General features: G+C 70.7%; 13 protein-coding genes. 2 read left to right on the top strand and 11 right to left on the bottom strand.

The genetic code is table 11. The features are described 5' to 3' along the window. Positions 1–72 precede the first annotated feature (72 nt). Together EAO72_RS05585 and EAO72_RS05580 are read right to left on the bottom strand one after the other, a co-directional pair. On the bottom strand, positions 73–1,503 hold the full coding sequence (locus EAO72_RS05585; protein WP_187284936.1) for a serine hydrolase domain-containing protein: 1,431 nt from the start codon (positions 1,501–1,503) through the stop codon (positions 73–75). A 171-nt stretch (positions 1,504–1,674) separates the two neighbouring features. After that, positions 1,675–2,760, bottom strand: coding sequence for a S1 family peptidase (locus EAO72_RS05580; RefSeq protein WP_148016064.1), 1,086 nt, complete (start codon positions 2,758–2,760; stop codon positions 1,675–1,677). Positions 2,761–3,166: 406 nt separating this feature from the next. Between EAO72_RS05580 and EAO72_RS05575 the strand changes: the two genes are divergently transcribed. Beyond that, on the top strand, positions 3,167–4,042 hold the full coding sequence (locus EAO72_RS05575; protein ID WP_148016063.1) for an alpha/beta fold hydrolase: 876 nt from the start codon (positions 3,167–3,169) through the stop codon (positions 4,040–4,042). A gap of 43 nt (positions 4,043–4,085) precedes the next feature. On the opposite strand, the gene fxsT is transcribed toward EAO72_RS05575, so the two are convergent. From fxsT to fxsA, 4 genes are all read right to left on the bottom strand, one after another. Next, on the bottom strand, positions 4,086–8,021 hold the full coding sequence (gene fxsT, locus EAO72_RS05570; protein ID WP_148016062.1) for an FxSxx-COOH system tetratricopeptide repeat protein: 3,936 nt from the start codon (positions 8,019–8,021) through the stop codon (positions 4,086–4,088). Beyond that, entirely contained in the window at positions 8,005–9,366 is a 1,362-nt protein-coding gene (gene fsxC / locus EAO72_RS05565) for an FxsC protein (RefSeq protein WP_261991353.1), read from the bottom strand. The genes fxsT and fsxC overlap by 17 nt, the downstream gene beginning before the upstream one ends. Positions 9,367–9,579: 213 nt before the next feature. Continuing rightward, positions 9,580–11,826: a radical SAM/SPASM protein FxsBH, inactivated beta-hydroxylase extension form gene (gene fxsBH, locus EAO72_RS05560; RefSeq protein ID WP_187284934.1), complete on the bottom strand. Its 2,247-nt coding sequence runs from the start codon at positions 11,824–11,826 to the stop codon at positions 9,580–9,582. Positions 11,827–11,901: 75 nt separating this feature from the next. After that, positions 11,902–12,069, bottom strand: coding sequence for an FxSxx-COOH cyclophane-containing RiPP peptide (gene fxsA, locus EAO72_RS05555; RefSeq protein ID WP_187284933.1), 168 nt, complete (start codon positions 12,067–12,069; stop codon positions 11,902–11,904). A gap of 256 nt (positions 12,070–12,325) precedes the next feature. On the opposite strand from fxsA, the gene EAO72_RS05550 reads away from it, so the two are divergent. After that, a complete protein-coding gene (locus EAO72_RS05550) occupies positions 12,326–13,222 on the top strand; it encodes a DUF4231 domain-containing protein (RefSeq protein WP_148016436.1) in 897 nt (298 codons plus the stop codon). 70 nt (positions 13,223–13,292) lie between these two features. Here the strand turns inward: EAO72_RS05550 and EAO72_RS05545 are convergent, their stop codons facing one another. From EAO72_RS05545 to EAO72_RS05525, 5 genes are all read right to left on the bottom strand, one after another. After that, positions 13,293–13,772 carry a hypothetical protein gene (locus EAO72_RS05545; RefSeq protein WP_148016061.1) on the bottom strand — a complete coding sequence of 160 codons (480 nt, stop codon included), beginning with the start codon at positions 13,770–13,772 and terminating at the stop codon, positions 13,293–13,295. A gap of 230 nt (positions 13,773–14,002) precedes the next feature. Then, entirely contained in the window at positions 14,003–14,902 is a 900-nt protein-coding gene (locus EAO72_RS05540; RefSeq protein WP_148016060.1) for a S1 family peptidase, read from the bottom strand. A 264-nt stretch (positions 14,903–15,166) separates the two neighbouring features. Then, positions 15,167–15,967, bottom strand: coding sequence for a DUF1684 domain-containing protein (locus tag EAO72_RS05535; protein ID WP_148016059.1), 801 nt, complete (start codon positions 15,965–15,967; stop codon positions 15,167–15,169). A 4-nt stretch (positions 15,968–15,971) separates the two neighbouring features. Further along, positions 15,972–17,264: an NtaA/DmoA family FMN-dependent monooxygenase gene (locus EAO72_RS05530; protein ID WP_148016058.1), complete on the bottom strand. Its 1,293-nt coding sequence runs from the start codon at positions 17,262–17,264 to the stop codon at positions 15,972–15,974. After that, positions 17,261–18,328 (bottom strand): LLM class flavin-dependent oxidoreductase, encoded by a 1,068-nt coding sequence (locus EAO72_RS05525; RefSeq protein WP_148016057.1) that lies wholly within the window; start codon positions 18,326–18,328, stop codon positions 17,261–17,263. The genes EAO72_RS05530 and EAO72_RS05525 overlap by 4 nt, the downstream gene beginning before the upstream one ends. Positions 18,329–18,338 lie beyond the last annotated feature (10 nt).

Raw genomic sequence — 18,338 nt, 5'->3', positions numbered from 1 at the left:
TCGGTTACCGGCGCCCAGTCGGCTCAACGACCAGGCACGGCAGGTACCAGGCATGGCAGGTGCATGGCGGCCCTACGCTACGTCCGGCCGCGTCATCAGCGGCGACCGCACATGCAGCTCCAGACCGGGGCCGGTGAGCGGCAGACTGCTCCACAGCGCCGTGGCGGTCCCGGCGCCGGCATCGATGACCAGGCGTACGCGGTGCGGGGTGGTGATGACGTACAGATCGGCAACGAACATGTCGCCCTGCCAGGCTCCGGCCGCGACGACAGGCCGGCCGAGCGGGCAGCTTTCCCGCCACTCCTCGTGGCCCACCTCGATGTCGAAGAGCGACTCGAACCGTACGAGCCATCCACCGCTGCTGTCGGGGTCGACGGTCACCGCCGTTCCGTCGGGCAGAGCCGATTCCTCGACCGAGGCATCAAGCCGCGCGCCGACCGACCGCTCCGGGTCGGCGGACCCCCGCACCGGCGGCAGCGACAGACGACGCAGCCGATCGGCAAGCACCTCGTCGTCCTGAACACTGCCCGCATCGCCCACGCCGGGCAGCAGACACTCCCACATGGCGTCGAGCACTTCCTGAGATTCCCCCTGGGCGGTCACGGCGACGACGAGGTCGTGCGACGGAACCACCACGCACTGCTGCCCGAAGGCCCCGTGGCCGTGGTACCCGTGACGGGACATCCAGAACTGGTAGCCGTAGCCGCAGGAGAAGTCGGCGTCGTCCGTTCCGTCCTCGAACGGCAGGCAGTCGATGTGCCGCCGGGTCGCGAGCTCCACCCAGTCGCGCGGAACCAGCCGCCGGCCGCCCCAGACGCCTCCCCGCAGCAACAGTTCACCGAAGGCGGCGACGGCCTCGGTCGTGAGGTGCAAGCCGTGGAACCCGAAGGCGGCACCGCTCGCCACCCGGTCCCACTCGGCGTGATCGACGCCCATCGGCCTGAAGAGCCGCTCGTCCAGGAACTCGGGAAGGCCGCGGCCCGTGACCCGTTCCACCATCCTGGCCAGGATGAACGTGGTCGAGTTGTCGTACGTGTGCCGCGTCCCCTCCGCCGCGGAGAACGGCAGCCGCAGGAAACCCTTCACCAGGTCGTCGGGCTCCAGCTCCCACGCCTCGGCGAGGCTGTCCACGGGGTGCCCGGCCGTCATGGACAGCAGGTGGTGAACGGTGATGCGGCTTCCCTGCTCCGAGACGTCGGCCGGGACGTGGTCGGGCAACACGTCCACCACTCGGTCGCCCAGCGAGAGCAGCCCGTCGGCGATCGCGAGCCCCACGGCGATCGACGTGAACGACTTGGTCAGCGAGTAGAGGAGATGGGGGCGGTCGGCCGCGTACGGCGTCCACCAGCCTTCGGCGACGACGTGACCGCGGTGCACGACCATGAGCGAGTGACACTCGACGGATCGTTCTTCGAGCCGGTCCAGCAGCAGGGCGATCGAACGGGACGATATTCCGGAGGCGGCCGGGGCCGCCCGTGGGAGCAGATGCTGTCGAGAGGGCATTCCGGCTTCCTAGCAGGTCCGCGCGGACCTGTGCGACCGAGTTCTGCAAGCAAGGCGGTGAAGAAGGCGCAACGGAGCGACGGGCCGGCCCGCATCAGGTGAGCGATGCGGACCGGCCCGTCGCAACGCGGCAGGCTCAGAAGAGGACTACCTCGCCGTGCGGGAGAACCGTCACCCGATCTCCGCCCCGAACGCCGACAGCGCCTCCGGCACCGGCTGGAAGAAGGTCTCGCCGCCCGAGGAGCAGTCGCCGCTGCCGCCCGAGGTCAGGCCGATCGCCGTGTCGCCGGCGAAGAGCGAGCCGCCGCTGTCGCCGGGCTCGGCGCAGACCGTCGTCTGGATGAGGCCGTTGACGATGTCTCCGTTGCCGTAGTTGACCGTGGCGTCGAGGCCGGTGACCTCGCCGTCGTGCACCTGGGTGGTGGAGCCGCTGCGTGTCACCGTCATCCCGACGGTCGCCTCGCCCGCCTTGGTGATCGGCTGGGCGGAGCCGTTGTACAGGTCGACCTCGCTGGGGTGCGCGGTATCGGAGGTGTACTTCACCAGGCCGTAGTCGTTGTCGGGGAACGAGGAGCCCGCGTTCGTACCGATCTCCGCGCCGCCCTGGGAGTCCGACCAGCTGGAGATCGCCTCGGTGCAGTGGCCGGCGGTCAGGAAGTACGGTTCGCCGTCCTTGACCACGTTGAAGCCGAGCGAGCAGCGCCCGCCGTTGCCCCAGATCGCGTCGCCGCCCGCGATGAAGGGTTTGAACTCCCCGGCGGACCGCTTGAGCTCGGCCTTGCCGGCCAGCCCCTCGACCACCGAGCTGAGCTTCTGCCAGGCCGCGCCCTTGACCGTGCGGTCCGCGGTGACGACCACCTTGTTGCTGACCGGGTCGACGGCCCATGAGGTGCCGGGGATCGTGGCCTTGCCGGTCAGGGTCTGCCGGGCCGACTTCAGTTCGGCGAGCGAGTTCTGCACGACTCTCGCCCTGCCGCCCGCCTGCCGGACCTGCTCGGCGGCGGCCTCGTCGACCACGTTCATCACGAGGTTCTTCGACGAGGCGTCGTAGTACGCGCCCGCCGCGTCGGTGCCCAGGTCCTTGCCCAGACCGGTGGCCAGCTTTCCGGCCGCCACCGCGTCGAGCGTACGCGCGGTGAACTGCGGTACGTCGTCACTGGCGTTCGCACTCTGGAACGTCACTCCTGCCGCGACCAGGGCGACCACGGCCGACCCGGCCAGCACTGCGCGCTTCCTGGACATGCGTCGATGCTTCAACTTCGACCTCCTGTGGGGCCGCGCACGGATGATGTGGGGTCGCCCGTACGCGGAGGATGGGGCGCCCACTATTCCGACCGGGCAGATAGCACACAAGGCCGACTTCAGGACGCACACACGACACCACCGGTTCGGTCGTGTCACGTTCACTTCCGGAGGTCGGAGCCCGTCGGTTCCATCTGCGAACACCCGGTGCGACCGTCGGGTCGGCAACGGGTGAGGACTAGTCCTGTCCGGTATTCGCCCCTGCCGATCCGATTCCCGGCGCACCCGGTCCCCCGCCTCCTCGCCGGCCGACCGGATTCTTCCCACGCGCCATGCCGGGATCGACTCTGATGGGTCATCATCGGATGGTGCGGGGAAAGCCGGGCACGTCGTGCCCGCAGGAATCGCGAGGAGGCACGGAGTGCGCAGTCGGGTGCGCGCGGCCGACGGGCGGCAACTGGTGGTGGAGCGTCTGGGGGATCCTCGCGGCAGACCGGTCTTCCTGCTGCACGGGATGCCCGGCAGCAGGCTCGGTCCGGCGCCGCGCGGCATGGTGCTGTACCAGCGCAAGACACAGCTGATCACCTACGACCGGCCGGGATACGGCGACTCCGACCGGCTGCCGGGCAGATGCGTCGCCGATGCCGTGCAGGACGTACGGGCCATCGCCGACCACATCGGGCTCGACCGGTTCGCCGTGGTGGGCCGGTCAGGTGGCGCCTCGCATGCGCTGGCCTGCGCCGCGCTGATGCCCGAGCGGGTCACCCGTACCGCCGCCCTGGTCGGTCTGGCCCCCCGGGATGCCGAGGGCCTCGACTGGTTCGAGGGGATGGCCCCCTCGAACGTACTGGCCTACACCACGGCTCGGTCCGACCCGGACAGCCTCGCGGAGTCGTTCATCTCGCGGTCCGCGGTGATCAGGAAGAATCCCGTGCGGCTGATCGACGATCTGCGCCGGGAGCTGACCGACTCCGACCGGATGGTGGTCAACGACGCCGGGGTACGCACCATGCTGTTGCGCAACTACCGCGAGGGGCTGCGCACTTCGGCATACGGCTGGATCGACGACGCGCTCGCGTTCAGTCACCCATGGGGGTTCGACCCGGCCTCCATCACTGGCCCCGTACTCCTGTGGCACGGCGAGAAGGACGTGTTCTCACCGGTCGGGCACACCCGCTGGCTGGCGAGCCGCATCCCGGGTGCCAAGGTCGTGGTGGAACCGGCGGCTGCGCACTTCGACGCGCTGCACGCACTCCCCCGCATCCTCACCTGGCTGCTGGACACGTCCACGGCCTGAGCGTCGGGAGCGTCCGGCCATCGGCCGGACGCTCCCGCGTGCCTCACACCGCCTGCGGTTCCAGTTCACGCTGGAAGCGGCGGTCGTCCCGGGCGATCCGGGTGAGCGGATGCTCCTCACCGAGCTGACGGGTCAGCTCCTCGACGGTCTCCGCCCTGACATGGAGCGCCTCGTCCTTGCGCCCCATCGCGCCGAGGGTGACCGCCATGTTCGACTTCATGGCCAGCGTCTCCGGATGGTGTGCGCCCAGCACGTCCCGGAACTGCACCGCCAGTGACCGCTCGGTCTTCAGCACCAGGTCGATATCGCCGCGCTCCGCCGTGGCATTGGCCAGGTTCATCACGCTGAACAGCGTGTTGGGGTGCTCCCGCCCGTACACCTCACGCATCGAGGCGACCACCCGGGTCAGCACCTGCTCCGCCTCCTCGGCCGCACCGGACCCCCAGAGGTAGACGCCCAGGTTGTTCAGGGCGGCCAGGGTGTACGGGTGCTTCTCGCCCGGCACCTTCATGTACTGGTCGACGACCTCCTGGGCGGTGGCCCGCGCGTCGGACGTCTCACCCGCCGCGAACAGGTCGGCCGCCAGATTGAGGTCGCAGGCCAGCGACTCCGGGTTGGCGGAGGTGTACTTGGCCTTGTACCGGGCCCTGGTCGCCACCGTCAGCCGGCGGGCGTCCTCCAGCCTGCCCGCCCGGCGCAGCGAGACCGCCAGGCTCTTGGCCGCGCTGAGCGTGCCGGGGAAGGACCGGCCGAGCGTGGCCTTGTAGCTGTCGTACGTACGGCTGAGGATGCCGACCGAGTCCTCGTACCGCCCGACGTCCCGCAGGTCGCGGGCCAGGTTCATGGCCGAGGAGAGGCTGTACGGGTGTTCCTCGCCGAGCACCTCCCGGCGCCGGTCGAAGACGTCCTGGTCGATCTCGCGGGCCTTGGCGTACTGGCCGATGGACCGCAGGGTGAACGCCAGGTTGTTGGCCGCGGCCAGCGCCCTGGGGTGCGAGTCGTGGAAGATCTGGTTGAACCCGTCGGTGGCCTCGGTCGCCAGCTCGATCGCCCTGGTGTACTCGCCGAGCGTGCCGAGGTCCGTGGCCAGGCTGCTGGTGCTCATGTACGTGTGCGGATGCTCCGGCCCGAGCACCTCCCGCTGCGTCGCCAGGGTGATCTCGTCGAGCTCCATCGCCTCCACGTAACGGCCGCGCGAGCGGTAGATGTTGGAGAGGTGGAAGCAGAGGTAGAGGTACTGGATGTCCCGCTCCCCCAGCGTCTCGCGCCAGATCTCGCGCAGTTCCTCGCAGAGCGTCGTGGCCGTCCTGAAGTCACCGCGCTTCCACAGGTAGCGCACTCGGTCGATCAGGAGCCGGCGGGCCTCGGGTTCCTTGCAGTTGCGGGCGTCGGACGGGCCCAGGTGCGGCCATATCGTGGCGAACTGCGGCCAGTTGGCCGGGTTGTCGATCGGCTCGTCGTCATCGGGCCTGGCACCCGCCAGGATGCGGTGGACGGCGTGCCGGGCGTCCTGCTGCTCCTCCTCGGTGAGCTGGGCCCGGATGACGGCCTGGACGAGCCGGTGCACCTGGATGGAGTTGGAGACCTGGTCGACCTTGGCGAGGGCGAACCGGCCGATCTCCCGGATGACCCGGCCCAGCACCAGCTTCTCCTGGAGCGAGGCGTCGTACGGCTTCAGCGCCTCGATCATCTCCTTGCTGTACAGGAGGTTCCCCGAGATCGGCTCCGGGGCGAAGAAGGCGCAGAGCTGGAGCAGGCGCACCGCCGCGGGCGAGCGCTCCTTGAGGCGCTGGATGGAGATGTTCCAGGTCGCGGCGACCGGCTCGGGGTAGCCGGCCGGCTGGTTGAGCGCCAGGACCTCTGGGGCCTGCTGGGCCAGCTGCTCCAGGTAGGTGTCGATCGGGGTGGCGGTCTCCGCGATCCACGCCGCCGCCTGTTCGACGGCGAGCGGCAGGTCGCCCACCGCGGTGGCCACCTGCGCGGCGTCCTCGTCGCTCAGTCCCGGCGCCCGGCGCTGGAGGTGCTCGATGGACTCCTCGCGGAGGAAGACGTCGACGGGCAGCGCGTCGCCGTGCTGGGACCATGCCTGGTTGCGGGAGGTGACCAGGATGTGGCCGGAGCCGCCCTGCGGGAAGTAGCGCCGGAGCCGTTCGGGGTCGTCGGCGTTGTCGAAGACCAGCAGCCAGCGGTCCGAGGGCACACCGCGGCGCAGCAGGTCGACGGCCTCCTGGGAGGCGGCCGCCATGTCGTCGCCGCCCTGGGCGCCGAGCCGGACGGCGAGTTCGGCGAGACCGGCGACCACGTCGTCGGTCTGCTCGGACGATATCCACCAGACCAGGTCGTAGTCGGCCATGAACCGGTGCACGTACTCCAGCGCGACCTGGGTCTTGCCGACGCCGCCGAGTCCGTACAGGGTCTGCGGCTGTGGCAGCACGACGGCCATGCCGCCGCCGAGCTGGTCGCGCATCCGCTCCAGGACCAGGGAGCGGCCGGTGAAGCCGGGGTTGCGCGGCGGCGCGTTCCAGATCCGGGGGACGGTGCCGGGGAAGCGCGGTCCGGGCGAGACCGCGTCGGTGAGCTGTACGGGCCGGTCCAGGGCGCGTAACAGGGCGGCGGTGGCGTGCACCTCGTCGAGCCGGAACAGGTCGACGGGGTTGCGGTCGATGTACGGCGCCGAAAGCCGTACGTCACCGACCCTGAGCGGCAGCAGATGGCGCCGCCCGCCGCCCGGATCCTCGGCGACGGCGCGGTCCCAGAGGTTCACCGCGCGCTGCGACTTCAGATAGGCGCTGGAGAGCAGGACCACGGTCCGGACCGCGTTCTCGGCGGCGACGGCCGTCGCCTCCTGCGGATCCCGCTCGGCGGACACGTCGCGCGGCACGACACGGAAGCCGGCCCGGGTCAGCACGGACTCGATCCAGTCGGCCCACATCCGGTTCTCCGCCACATAACTGAGCAGGAGATCGGCGGGCAGGGCGGGCCTGCGCCGGGTGAACGCGTCACGGATGCGCAGCCGGACCTCTTCGCCGACCGCCGGCATCGAGGTGATCTGCTGATCGGTGATGACGGAGGTGAGCCGTTCGAAGGCGGAGAGGAGGGAGTTGGTGAGACCCGCCTCGTCGCCGAAGGTGGCCAGCGTCTCCTCGTACGCGTAGTAGGGGCGGTACGGAATCTCCACCGCACCCCAGTAGGCGGTGAGTTCGTCGCCCGACAGATCGCGCGGCAGCCGGTCGAACTTCAGCCGGGCCAGGGCCCGTCCGGCGTCCGCCTTCTCCTTCTCGCCCTCGTCGATCCGCATCGGGACGGGGAAGATGGAGATGGGACGGCCGGTGTACCGCTCGGAGATCTGGCGGGCGACCGAGGCGGCGCCGTCGATGGACTGGTCGCTGAGCGTGAAGCAGTCGACGAGCACATCGGGCAGGTGGACGGTGCAGATGTCGGCGATGTCGCTGAGGCCGGTGCGGCTGTCGATGAGGACGTAGTCGTAGTTGGCCTTCATGTCGTCGCGCAGGGCGTCGAAGAAGTGGCCGCCGCCGAGCCGGTCGTAGAAGTTGTCCCAGTCGAACGTGGAGACGGTCGCGGAGTACTCGCGGTTCTGCCGCCCCGCGGACACGAAGTCGAGCGTGCCGCCGTGCGGGAACTCCCAGCCGAGCGCCTCGGGGGTGAGCGAGACGGCGTGCGGCTGGATCCGGGCGTAGTCCCGGTGCCAGTCGTCGGCCCGCTGCACGGGACTGGTCGCGGCCCAGGCGTACTCGGTGATCAGGTCGATGACACCGGTGGTGGCCCCGAGCGTCGAGGGGTCGAGGAACGGATGGAAGAACCGGTGCAGTCCGGGTGCCTCCAGGTCCCAGTCGACGGCCAGTACCCGTTTGCCGTTGGCGGCGAGGATCCAGGCGGTGTTGGCCAGGGCCATGGTGCGCCCCGTACCGCCCTTGTACGAGTAGAAGGTGACGATGCGCCCGTCACGACTGGCCGTCATCCGTGTCCTCCGCATCCGTCGAAGCGTCATGTGTCCCGGGGATGTACTGGGTCTGCGCCATGGGTCCCATCAGGCGGGTCCGTTCGGTGGGGCCTCCGCCGCCGGTGGCGGGCAGATAGACGGCCGCGTGTCTCAGGTACTGCTGGGCGGCCACCTCGACCACCTGCGGCAGGATCTGGCCGAAGGCCTCCATGCTCGGTACGCCCTTGGCGGCGGCCCGGCAGTAGGCCCGGCCCTGGCGCATCTTGGTCGGCATGGTCCGCTCCAGCTTGGCGGTCAGTTCGGCCTCCGCGGCTCTGCTCTCGTGGTCGTCACGGTTCCAGGGGACGACCATCGTCACCCAGGGACGGTTCTCCGCGTCGAAGGCGGCCAGCCGCCTGCACCGGTCCTCGTCCTGGAGCGCCCAGCGGTCGACCAGGAGGATCTCCGGAGTGGTCGGGGGCTGCTTGCCGACCGGAAGGCCGGCCTCCTCGTCGAAGGAGGCGATGGTCGCCTGGTAGTTGAGGGAGCGCACCAGGTCCTCGGCGACATAGGCCAGGGGCCGCGCGGCGTCCGGGTGGTAGGGGTTCCAGTCCTGCGGGTTGTCGCCGTAGTAGTCGGCGTTGCGCCCCTCGGGCAGGTCGTGGCGGGTGGCGGCGGCGATGGTCACCTGCATCGGCCGGGGGCCGCCTGCGGCCAGGCTGCTCGGTGAGCCGAAGGCGCTGGGCGCGAGCCGGTAGTCGACGGGGCGGCCGGTTCCGATCCGTACGGTGTCCGCGACGCTGACGATACGTTTGGCGAGCTCGTACACCGCACGCTCGTACTCCTCGTTGAAGAGTTTGAGCTTGATCAGTCCGTACAGTCCGTCGCTGACGTAACGGTCCCCGAAATCACGGTGGTTGAACTGTAATCGCTCGGCCGGTCCGGGCAGTTGGCTGGGCGGCACCGGCACCCAGAGAGCCGGGACGATCGCCTCGGCGGGCTGGTTGGAGCGGGCCCGGTGGTGGATGGCCCGCTGGGCGAACGCGTACCACTCCTTGCCGCACATCTCGCTGGCGAAGTAACGCGGCGAGAAAAGCGGCACGAACACCCGGCAGGTGGCGAGGACTTCGCCGAGCCGCTCCGACCAGCCCTCGCCGGAACGTATCTCACGGTCGATGAAGCCGGCGGGCGCGCCCGCGGGCAGATCGGTCATGGCCATCACATGACCGCAGAGGTCCTGGAAGAGCCGTTCGACCCACATGTCGGGGTCCGTGCCACCGCCGTACCCCGGTGTGTGGGCGTAACTCAAGAAGAAGTACGGCCGATGGTCCGCCGCTCGCTGCTGCGTCGTCGCGTGCACACGACCCCCGTCCTGTGTGAGCACCCGCACCCGAGGAGTGAAGAGAATGCGAGCGAATTCATCATTCCGGAGCGGACCTTGCTCCACCCCCATGACGTTCGGTCAATCAACGCCACTTTTCAGTCATCTGTTCCCGGGTCGTGTCGATCACACTCCCGCATGGATGCGGTCTGCGGCTGTTCCTCCCGGTTGTCCCGAGTCTGCGCCCACCGTCCCGGTCGAACCGGAATTCGGGATTCAGAATTCTTTTCGCATCAGAGTCAGCAGTCGTTTCCCGCCGACGGTGAGTTCGGCGGCCCCTTCCAGTGTGTCGAGCGCCTGCGGGATACCGTCCCTGAACCGGTGATCGAATACCGCGAGCGCCAGCCGTTCATAGGCAGCTTCCAGCAGCCCGGAAAACGGAACCAATTCGTCCCCCCAGGGCATTCGATGTTCCCAGGAGCCGTCCGCCGCGTAAAGATCCGTGACGTCCACAAGTGCCCGGAATCTCGCCCGCCGCACGCCGCGCAGCAGCGTGAGCGCCAGCGTGCCGGCGTCCCCGTCCGCCCCGATGCCGAGTGCGCCGTATCCGTGCCGTCCCACCGAGGGCTCGCCCGGCATCGCCCCGCGGAGCGGGGTCAGGGTGAGCGGACCGTCGAGCGACCGCGCGCCGTGGGCGGGAGCCCGCTCCTCGATCAGCGCCCAGGCCTCGGTCAGCGCGTCGCCCAGACGCCCGGCCGCCGCCGCGTCGAGCGTGGCCGCGGCAGGCGTGCCGAAGCAGTCGCGGTACGGGTCGACGTCGTCGATCACGAAGCCGTGGCCCGCGAACGGGGCGCCCGGCAGGGCGAACCCGCGCACCGGCAGCCAGCCGGGTCCGGCCGTGTCGGACCGCCGGATCCGCCGCTCGGCCGATCCGGCGGCGGGACCCGCCAGGAACCCGTCGCCTGCCGCGCGGACCAGCACGGTGCCGTGCTCCCCCGGACCGGCGACCGTCAGCCGGCCCAGGGTGGGCAGGACGAGCCCGCCGTCCCGGTAGGGCACCGGCACCCTTACGTCGAGGCCGGCCCGTACGGCCGCCGCCGCGAGCAGGGTCTGCAGACCGTCCGCCGCACCGGATGCCGCCCCCGCCCGGCCTTCGTGCAGGGCGTCCAGCGCGCCGAGCAGCCAGGTGCGCGTGTACGGATGGGCGAGTACGCCGTCCAGCCCCCGGGCCCCTTCGTCCGAGCCCTCCAGGACGGCCGCCAGCTCCCAGGCCCGTGCCCAGCGTTCACCGCCCCCGCCGTCCAGGTCGGCGTGCAGCCGCGCCAGCAGCGTGCGGGTGAGGTCTTCCTGGGCCGCGAGCAGTTCGGCCGGATCGGCCACCTCGGGCGCCACGGTGTCCGCCGGTGTCCGGGCCTCGATTCCGCGTACCAGGGCGGCCAGGTCGTGGCAGTACACCGACGGGTTGTCGAATCCCTCGCCGGCGCCGACGGAGCTGTAGCGGTGGGTGTACAGACCTCCCCCGCACGAACGTACGACAGGGCAGCGGCGGCATGTCTCGCTGACCCCTTCCAGGCCGAGCTGTCTGGCCCGTACGCCGGGGTGCGCAGCCACCTCGTCGAAGGCGTGCGCGAAGACGTCGAAGCCGGTATTCGCCGCGCCCTCGTAGGCGCTCTTCAGCGAATCGACCTGCTCCAGGCTGCCGTCGGTCTCGACGACGACGAGGTCCGTCGGGGCCAGGCCCAGCGACTCGGTGAGGCTGGGGCCGCCGTTGAGTGTCGAGGCGACCGAGGAGAAGATCCGCACCGGCACCGGGCGCCCCCGCTCCTGCCAGCGGTCGAAGACCGCGAGGAGCCAGTCGGCGTAGGCGGTGGGCGATCCGTCCGGCCGCGGCGGCGGGTCGTCCCAGGTGGCATGGGGAAGCAGGAAGTCGATGAGCGGCGGTTCGAGCTCCGTGAGCGCGTCGAGGACCGCGACCGGGTCGTTCTCGATGTCGACGGTGCACAGGAGGCCGAGGTTGAGATGGCGGTAGCGCTCCTGCCGGAGCAGCTCGACGGCCTTGAGTACCAGCGGGTGGCTGCTGCGCCCGTCGGCGAAGCGGCGGTGCCGGTCGTTGGCCGCGCGGTCGCCGTCGAGGGAGATACCCACCTTGACGTCGTATGCGCGGAAGAGGTCGAGATAGCGCGGGCTGAGCTGCAGTCCGTTGGTGTGGATCCGGAGATCGAGGGCGGCGATGCCGTCGAAGGCGGAGGTCAGCTCTTCGCAGATGCGCCGCAGCCGGGCGGGGCCCGCCAGCAGAGGCTCCCCTCCGTGCAGGATTACTGACACGGAGGGCAGTGCGTGTGTCTTGGCATGCTCAGCCAGGCGCTGAGCAGTCCGGAAAATGACTTCGTCAGAGATTGTTTTCGGACGGGTTCGCCAGCTCTGATCGGCATGTTCGTAGACATAGCAATGGTCACAGGCAAGATCACACCTGCTGTGAACCTTGAGGACTACTTCACGGAAAGGGACCAGGGGTCCTGTCATTCCACCAGTCTAGCCAGCCCGGAAGGGTGATCCGGCAGGCGTGCCGTCCCGGAGGATTGATCCGTTGGAGAGGATTCAGAGGGAGGAGTTGAAGGTGGATGCCTGGTTGGGGCGACCGGCGGAAGCGACGTGCACCCGACCGAGCTTCCTGGCTGCTTCGCCGCCACGCGCGTCGATCGCGGCGAGCGGCACACGGCTCTTCTTCGCAACGGCGAAGGAGAGGGAGGATTCAGTGGTCTTCACGGCCGTCCTTGAGGGGATTCGTTCCGATGGAATGGTTCCGGACAGGAAACCAGCGTTGGTACCTGCACCATTGCAGTGTCCGGCGGCACGACTTTACTCTCATGGCCTCGGTTGGCAACTGAGGACGCCCACTTGGAACACGAGCGTCACACGGGACCGGCGCCGATCGAGCGGAACAACAGATTCCGCCATCAGGGTGACGACATAACCGCAGACGGGAGTGAACATGACGGCGATTCCCGGACCACTGCAGAGCATGGTCTTCAGGAACGCTGATCTGCCGGAACTCTTTCACCACACGGACGCCATTGCGGTCTCCCGCCAGCGGGAGGCGGTGAATACCACCCGATGGCAGCTGATCCTGCTGGTCGGGGGCACGATCCCGGCCGCACTGCCCTGGCGTGCGGAGGTCGGCGGCTCCCTCCAACTGACGGACTGTGCGGCCGTGTTGGCCTACCTCGGCGTCCTGGTCGCCACCTTCCTCACCTCCCGGCGGAAAGCAAAGTCGCATTGGCAACTCAATCGCTCCGCGGCAGAGTTCATCAAATCGATGTGCTGGCGCTACTCGGTGCACGGCTCACCTTTCGACACCGGCACACAGCACCCCGAAGCGGTGTTCGCCAACCGGCTCGAAGAAGGGCTTCAGGAGCTCCGCAAGGTGGGCTGGTCCGACCCCAGGGACCGGACGGCCGATTCCGGTGGCCTCATCACCGATTCCATGCGCACGCTGCGGGAGAAGGCATTCACCGTGCGCAAGGAGACGTATGTACGTGACCGGCTGATCGAACAGCGCAGCTGGTACCGCCGCCGCCAGGAGGTTTCCCGGCGGGCCACCCTGGTCTGGTCGACCACCATCGCCGTGCTGACGGCCCTCGCCCTGCTGCTCGCCCTGCTCAGGGCCTTCTCGGTGGGCCAGTCCTTCGCACTGACCGGAGTGCTCTCGGCCGCGGCCGCCGCCTGTCTGGCCTGGGCCGAGATGCGCCGCCACCATCCGCTGATCTCGGCCCACTCCCTGGTGGAGAAGGACCTGGAGTCGATGCAGATAGCGATGGAGACGACGCTGAACGAGCGCCAGTGGCCGCGCGCGGTGTTCGAGACCGAGCGCATCGTCTCCCCGCAGCACACCGACTGGCTCGCCCGGCACCAGATGTGAGACCGCCGGCGTCCGTCCTCCGTGACGGCCGGCCGCACGCGCGGGGCCACGCGTCGCCCGTGACGGCCGGTCAGTTCCGTTCGACCCCGTCGCGCCAGATCACCGTCACCGGGCGGCCGAGCCCGCGGGCGTACGTCACGATGTCGCCCGTACCGCCGAGGCCGCGGGCGGGGCGGCCGTCCCACACGGCGATCAGCCGGTCGCAGTGATCGGCGATGTAGGCGCCGGCGGCGTAGTACGCCTCGTCGGTGGAGTGCGGGTAGTCCAGCCGGACCTCGCGTACGGCCCGGGCCTTCAGCGCCCGGTAGCGGGCCAGTTCCGCACCGTCGGCGAAGCAGGCCTCGTAGTCGCCGCTGGGGATGACCACGGTCAGCTGGGCGCCATGGGCGAGCGCGAGGTCGGCGAAGAGCTGGTCCGCCCCGACGGCCAGGCTGGACAGCGCCTCCACCGAGCCGTCGAATCCCCGGAACGCCGCTCGCATCGAGGCCAGCACATGGTCATGGACTTCCTGCGGAATGCTGCGATGACCGGTCACTCCGATGCGTTTCACGGATCTGGAACCCCCTGGGGTGTCTGCCGGGGGTTCCCGGAGGGCATCCCTCCGGGAGGCGCAGCATCCGCCCCCGTTGCTCCTGCGTGACCGTTCTGTGTCACATCCTCTCAAAAGCCGCGGGGTCAGCGGGAGCCCCCGCCCACAATTCGGGCGGGGGCTCGGCGTGTTCGACTTGCGTTTTCGAGGGACGGGCCGGTTCCGGGGGGCTGGACCGGCCACCCGGCGTGTCAGTAGACGCTGACGCCGTACGCGCTGAGTGCCTCGGTGACCGGCTGGAAGAAGGTCGTCCCGCCGGAGCTGCAGTTGCCACTGCCGCCCGAGGTGAGCCCGATCGCCTTGGAGCCGGAGTAGAGCGGACCACCGGAGTCGCCGGGCTCCGCGCACACGTTCGTCTTGATCATGCCGTAGACGACGTCGCCGCCGCCGTAGTTGACCGTGGCGTTGAGCGCCGAGACGGTGCCGCTGTGGATGCCGGTGGTGGAGCCGCGGCGGGTGACGGACATCCCGACCGTGGCATTGGCCGCGCTGGTGATGTCGACGCTGCCGACGGTGCCGGCGTGGGCGACGGCGGTGTTGTCGTAGCGGACCAGACCGTAGTCGTTGGTCGGGAAGCTGGAGCCGACGGTCGGGCCGATGTAGGTGGTGTTGGCGGAGTTGGTGTACCAGGGCGGGTTGCCGTCGGTGCAGTGACCGGCGGTCAGGAAGTAGTACGTACTGCCGCTGCGGACGTTGAATCCGAGGGAACAGCGCCAGCCGGGTGCGTAGATGGCGTCACCGCCGGAGAGCAGCTTGCTGAACTTCCCGGAGGTGCGCTCGATGCGCAGGGCGCCCGCGTTGGCGCCCGCGGAGTCCTTGATCTGCTGGATCTCCGAGGCGGAGACCGTACTGTCGGCCGTGACCACGACCTTCTTCGTCACGGGGTCGACGTTCCAGGCCGTACCGGCCACGTCGGCGCCGAGCACGGCGTCGCTCGCGGCGGAGAGCTGGTTCGCGCTGTACGTTCCGGTGGAGCTGGCCTGGGCGCTGGGGACGGTGAGTGCGGCGACGGCCACGAGACCCGCGGCTATGCCGATGGCCCTGCTGCGTCTCGCGGCGGTGCTGAGGGGGGTGGTGCGCTTGATCCTCACTTGTTTCCTCCCGAGGGGAGTCGGGGGTCCGCCTGTGGGGTGGCAGGACCCGTGAGGCGCAGTCGGGGGCTCGGCCATCCGTCCGTATTCCGGATGTGCCGTGCTCCTGACAAGCGCTGCTCGGGAGTATTCAAGGCGTCAACTTCTGGCGCAAGGGCGCCTTTTGGCCTGAGCTTGCCGGACCTCCCCTTCGCCGCAGCCGCGCCCGGCCCCGGCGCAGGACGGTCTGCCGGGGCCGGGCGCGGCCGGGAGGAAGGGGTGGGTTCAGCTGTCGGTCCTGCGCCGCTCTCCGGCCTCGACGGCGATGGGCAGGGTGTTGCCCGGCGGCGGGAAGGGGCAGATGAAGTGGTCCGCGAAGGCGCAGGGCGGCAGCAGTGCGCGGTTGAGGTCGACCGTCACCGAGCCGTCGGCGGCCGGGGCGGCGGGCCGCAGGAACCGGAAGCGGTAGCTGGTGTCCCCGCTGGTGGCGTCGGCGAAGACCGCCCAGAGCGAACCGTCGGCCTCCACGGCCACCTGGAGCGTGTGCTCCACGCCGTCCAGCTCGAAGGCGATCTCACCGCCGAGCCCCAGCCCGCGCTCGACACCGTCCGCGTTCTCGACCCGGACGGTACGGGAGGTGTCGTACGGGCGGAAGCGGCCCGGCACGGCCCAGTGCGGGTCGTACGGTGTCGCCTCGATCGCGCGGAAAGCGCGCCGCGCCGCGGAGTCCGGGTCGAAGTCCCGTACCGCCCACAGGCCTTCGCGGCTCAGCACGACGAGCCGTCGTCCGCCGTGCGCCACCCGGGAGCCGTCGATCGGCCCGCGGTCGGCGCCGAGGCGGACCTGGCCGGTGAACGGCTTCCCGTCCACGCTCAGCCCGTCCTCGGGACCCGCGGTGAGCACCACCTCGTCGCCGTCCTCCGCCCAGTGGCCCGGGACGGCCGGAATTCGACCTTCCGGGTAGTCGGAGAGCCAGTGGGTGCCGGTGAGGGACAGCGGCCCGTACGGAGCGGAGACCGTGGCGGTCCGCTCCTGGTGCCAGTGGTTCCAGTCCCGTGCTGCCTGCTGCTGTGCGTCCGTGCTCATGTGGTCAACCTTTCCATACCGGCGCGGCGAGCCCGAGGTGCGACCGCAGCGTGGAGCCGGTGTACGCGGTGCGGAACACTCCCCGTTCCTGGAGGAGCGGGACGACCCGGTCGACGAAGTCGTCGAGGCCGCCGGGGACGAGATGGGGAACGAGGACGAAGCCGTCGGCGGCTCCCGCGGCGYCGCGGCGGGTCATCTCCGCGGCCACGGTCTCCGGGCTGCCGACGAGGGGCCGGCGGTCCGTCGCCTCGATGACCGTTTCCCGGATGGACAGCCCCTTCTCCCGGGACAGCTCGCGCCAGCGCGATGCGAGGGCGAGGGCGTCACCGTGCCCGGCCCGCGCCGCCGCGGGGTCCGGATCGCACGCGGGGAGCGGCCCGTCGGGATCGTACGAGGAGAGGTCGCGGCCCCAGACGCGCTCCAGGGCGGCGATCGCGTGCTGCGGCGAGACCTGTCGCAGGCGGATGCCGGCTGCCCGCTCCCGAGCCTCCGCGTCGCTGTCGCCCAGCACCACACCGGTACGGGGCATGATCCTCAGTTCGCCGGGCTCCCGGCCGTACTTCGCGAGTCGGCTCCTGACGTCGGCACAGAACACGCGGCCCGCCCGCGGGGTGCCGTGCCGGGTGAGAACGACGTCGGCGGCGGCCGCGGCGAACTCGCGGTCCTGCGCGCCGTCCGCTGCCCGGATGACGACGGGGTGCCCCTGCGGGGGGCGCGGGACGGTGAACTCGCCCTCGGCCGAGAAGTGCCGTCCGTGGTGGGCGAAGGCGCGCGGGGAGCCGTCGGGTGTCCAGGAGTCCCACAGCTCTCGGGCCGTGGCGACGAACTCGGCGGTGCGGGCGTACCCGTCCCCGTCGGCCCGGTCGGGCCGGCCGGCGCGCCGGAAGTTCTCACCCGTGAAGGGGTCTTCCGAGGTGACGACGTTCCACGCGGACCGGCCGGCGCTGAGATGGTCGAGGGTGGCGAACCGGCGGGCCAGCTCGTAGGGCTCGTGGAAGGCGGCACCGGCGGAGGCGGCGAGCCCGAGCCGGTCGGTGACCGCGGCCAGGGCGGGCAGCACCGTGAGGGGGTCGGGGCGGCCGGCCACGTCCAGGTCGTGGACCAGGCCGTCGTGCTCGCGCAGCCGTAGTGCCTCGGCGAGGAGGAGGAAGTCGAACAGCCCTCGTTCGGCGGTCCGGGCGAGGTGCGCGAACGAGGCGAACTCGATCTGGCTGCCGGAGCGCGGGTCGTCCCAGACGGTCGTGTCGTCCACCGGGAAGTGGGCGGCGAGATGCATCTGCCGCGGGGCGTCCGTCATGCCCGCGCTCCCTGGAGGGCGTACCGGTTGGCCGGGCGGGGCAGGCCCAGATGCTCGCGGAGGGTGCCGCCGGGGTAGAAGGTGCGGAACAGGCTGCGGTGCTGGAGCAGGGCCACGGTGCCGTTGACGATCCGTTCGAGGTCGCGCCCGGGGGTGATCGGGGTGAGATGGAAGCCGTCGACCGCTCCGGCCCGGTACCACTGGGTGATCAGGTCGGCGAGGTCGACCGGGCCGCCGCGGTAGTACGTTCCGTGCCCGGCGAGCGGCGGCCCGCTCTCCAGCCCGGGTTCCGGGGCGGATTCGGCGTCCCCCAGGTCGACGGTGAGCGCGACGAGCACCCGCAGCGTCCCGGGGTCGCGTCCGTGGTCCGCCGCGCGGCGGTGCACGTCGTCGCGGATCCCGGCGGCCCGTTCGGGTGTGCCGGCCCGTACGAGCACCACGTCCGCGTGGCGGGCGGCCACCTCCCGGGCCGGGCCGGACGTGCCGTCGACGACCGTGACCGGGTGGCCCTGCGGAGGCCGGGGCACGACGGCGGGGCCACGGACGTGGAAGGCCGCGCCCTCGAAGTCGGTGCGGTGCAGCCTGCCGCGGTCGAGGAAGCGTCCGGTGGCGGCGTCCCGGATCTCGGCACCGTCCTCCCAGCTGTCCCACAGACGCGCGCCCACGTCGACGGCCTCGCCGGCCTCCCGCCAGAGTTCGGCGGCGGGCGCGGCGGAGCGGCGGCCGAACAGCCGGGCCTCGGCGGCGGTGCCCGACACGTCCACGCACCAGCCGGCCCGGCCGCGGCTGACCCAGTCCAGCGTGGCCACGGCGGACGACACGTGGAAGGGCTCCGTGTGGGTCGTGGTGACCGTCGGGACGAGACCGATCCTGCGCGTCTCGGGCGCGACCCGGGAGAGCACGGCGAGCGCGTCCGGCCCCGGCCGGGCGAACGAGTCGTCGAGGGAGACGAAGTCGAGGGACCCGCCCTCGGCGAGCCGGGCGAGGCCGGTGTAGTGCGCGGGGTCGTAGCGGGGCGGGCCACCGACACCGGCGGCCAGGTGGAGCGGACGGAGAGGCGGCATGGGGGGCTCT

Origin of the sequence: Streptomyces sp. OR43 (assembly GCF_008042275.1) — a bacterium.
Classification (GTDB): Bacteria; Actinomycetota; Actinomycetes; order Streptomycetales; family Streptomycetaceae; genus Streptomyces.
This window is presented reverse-complemented; position numbering and strand designations above follow the sequence as displayed.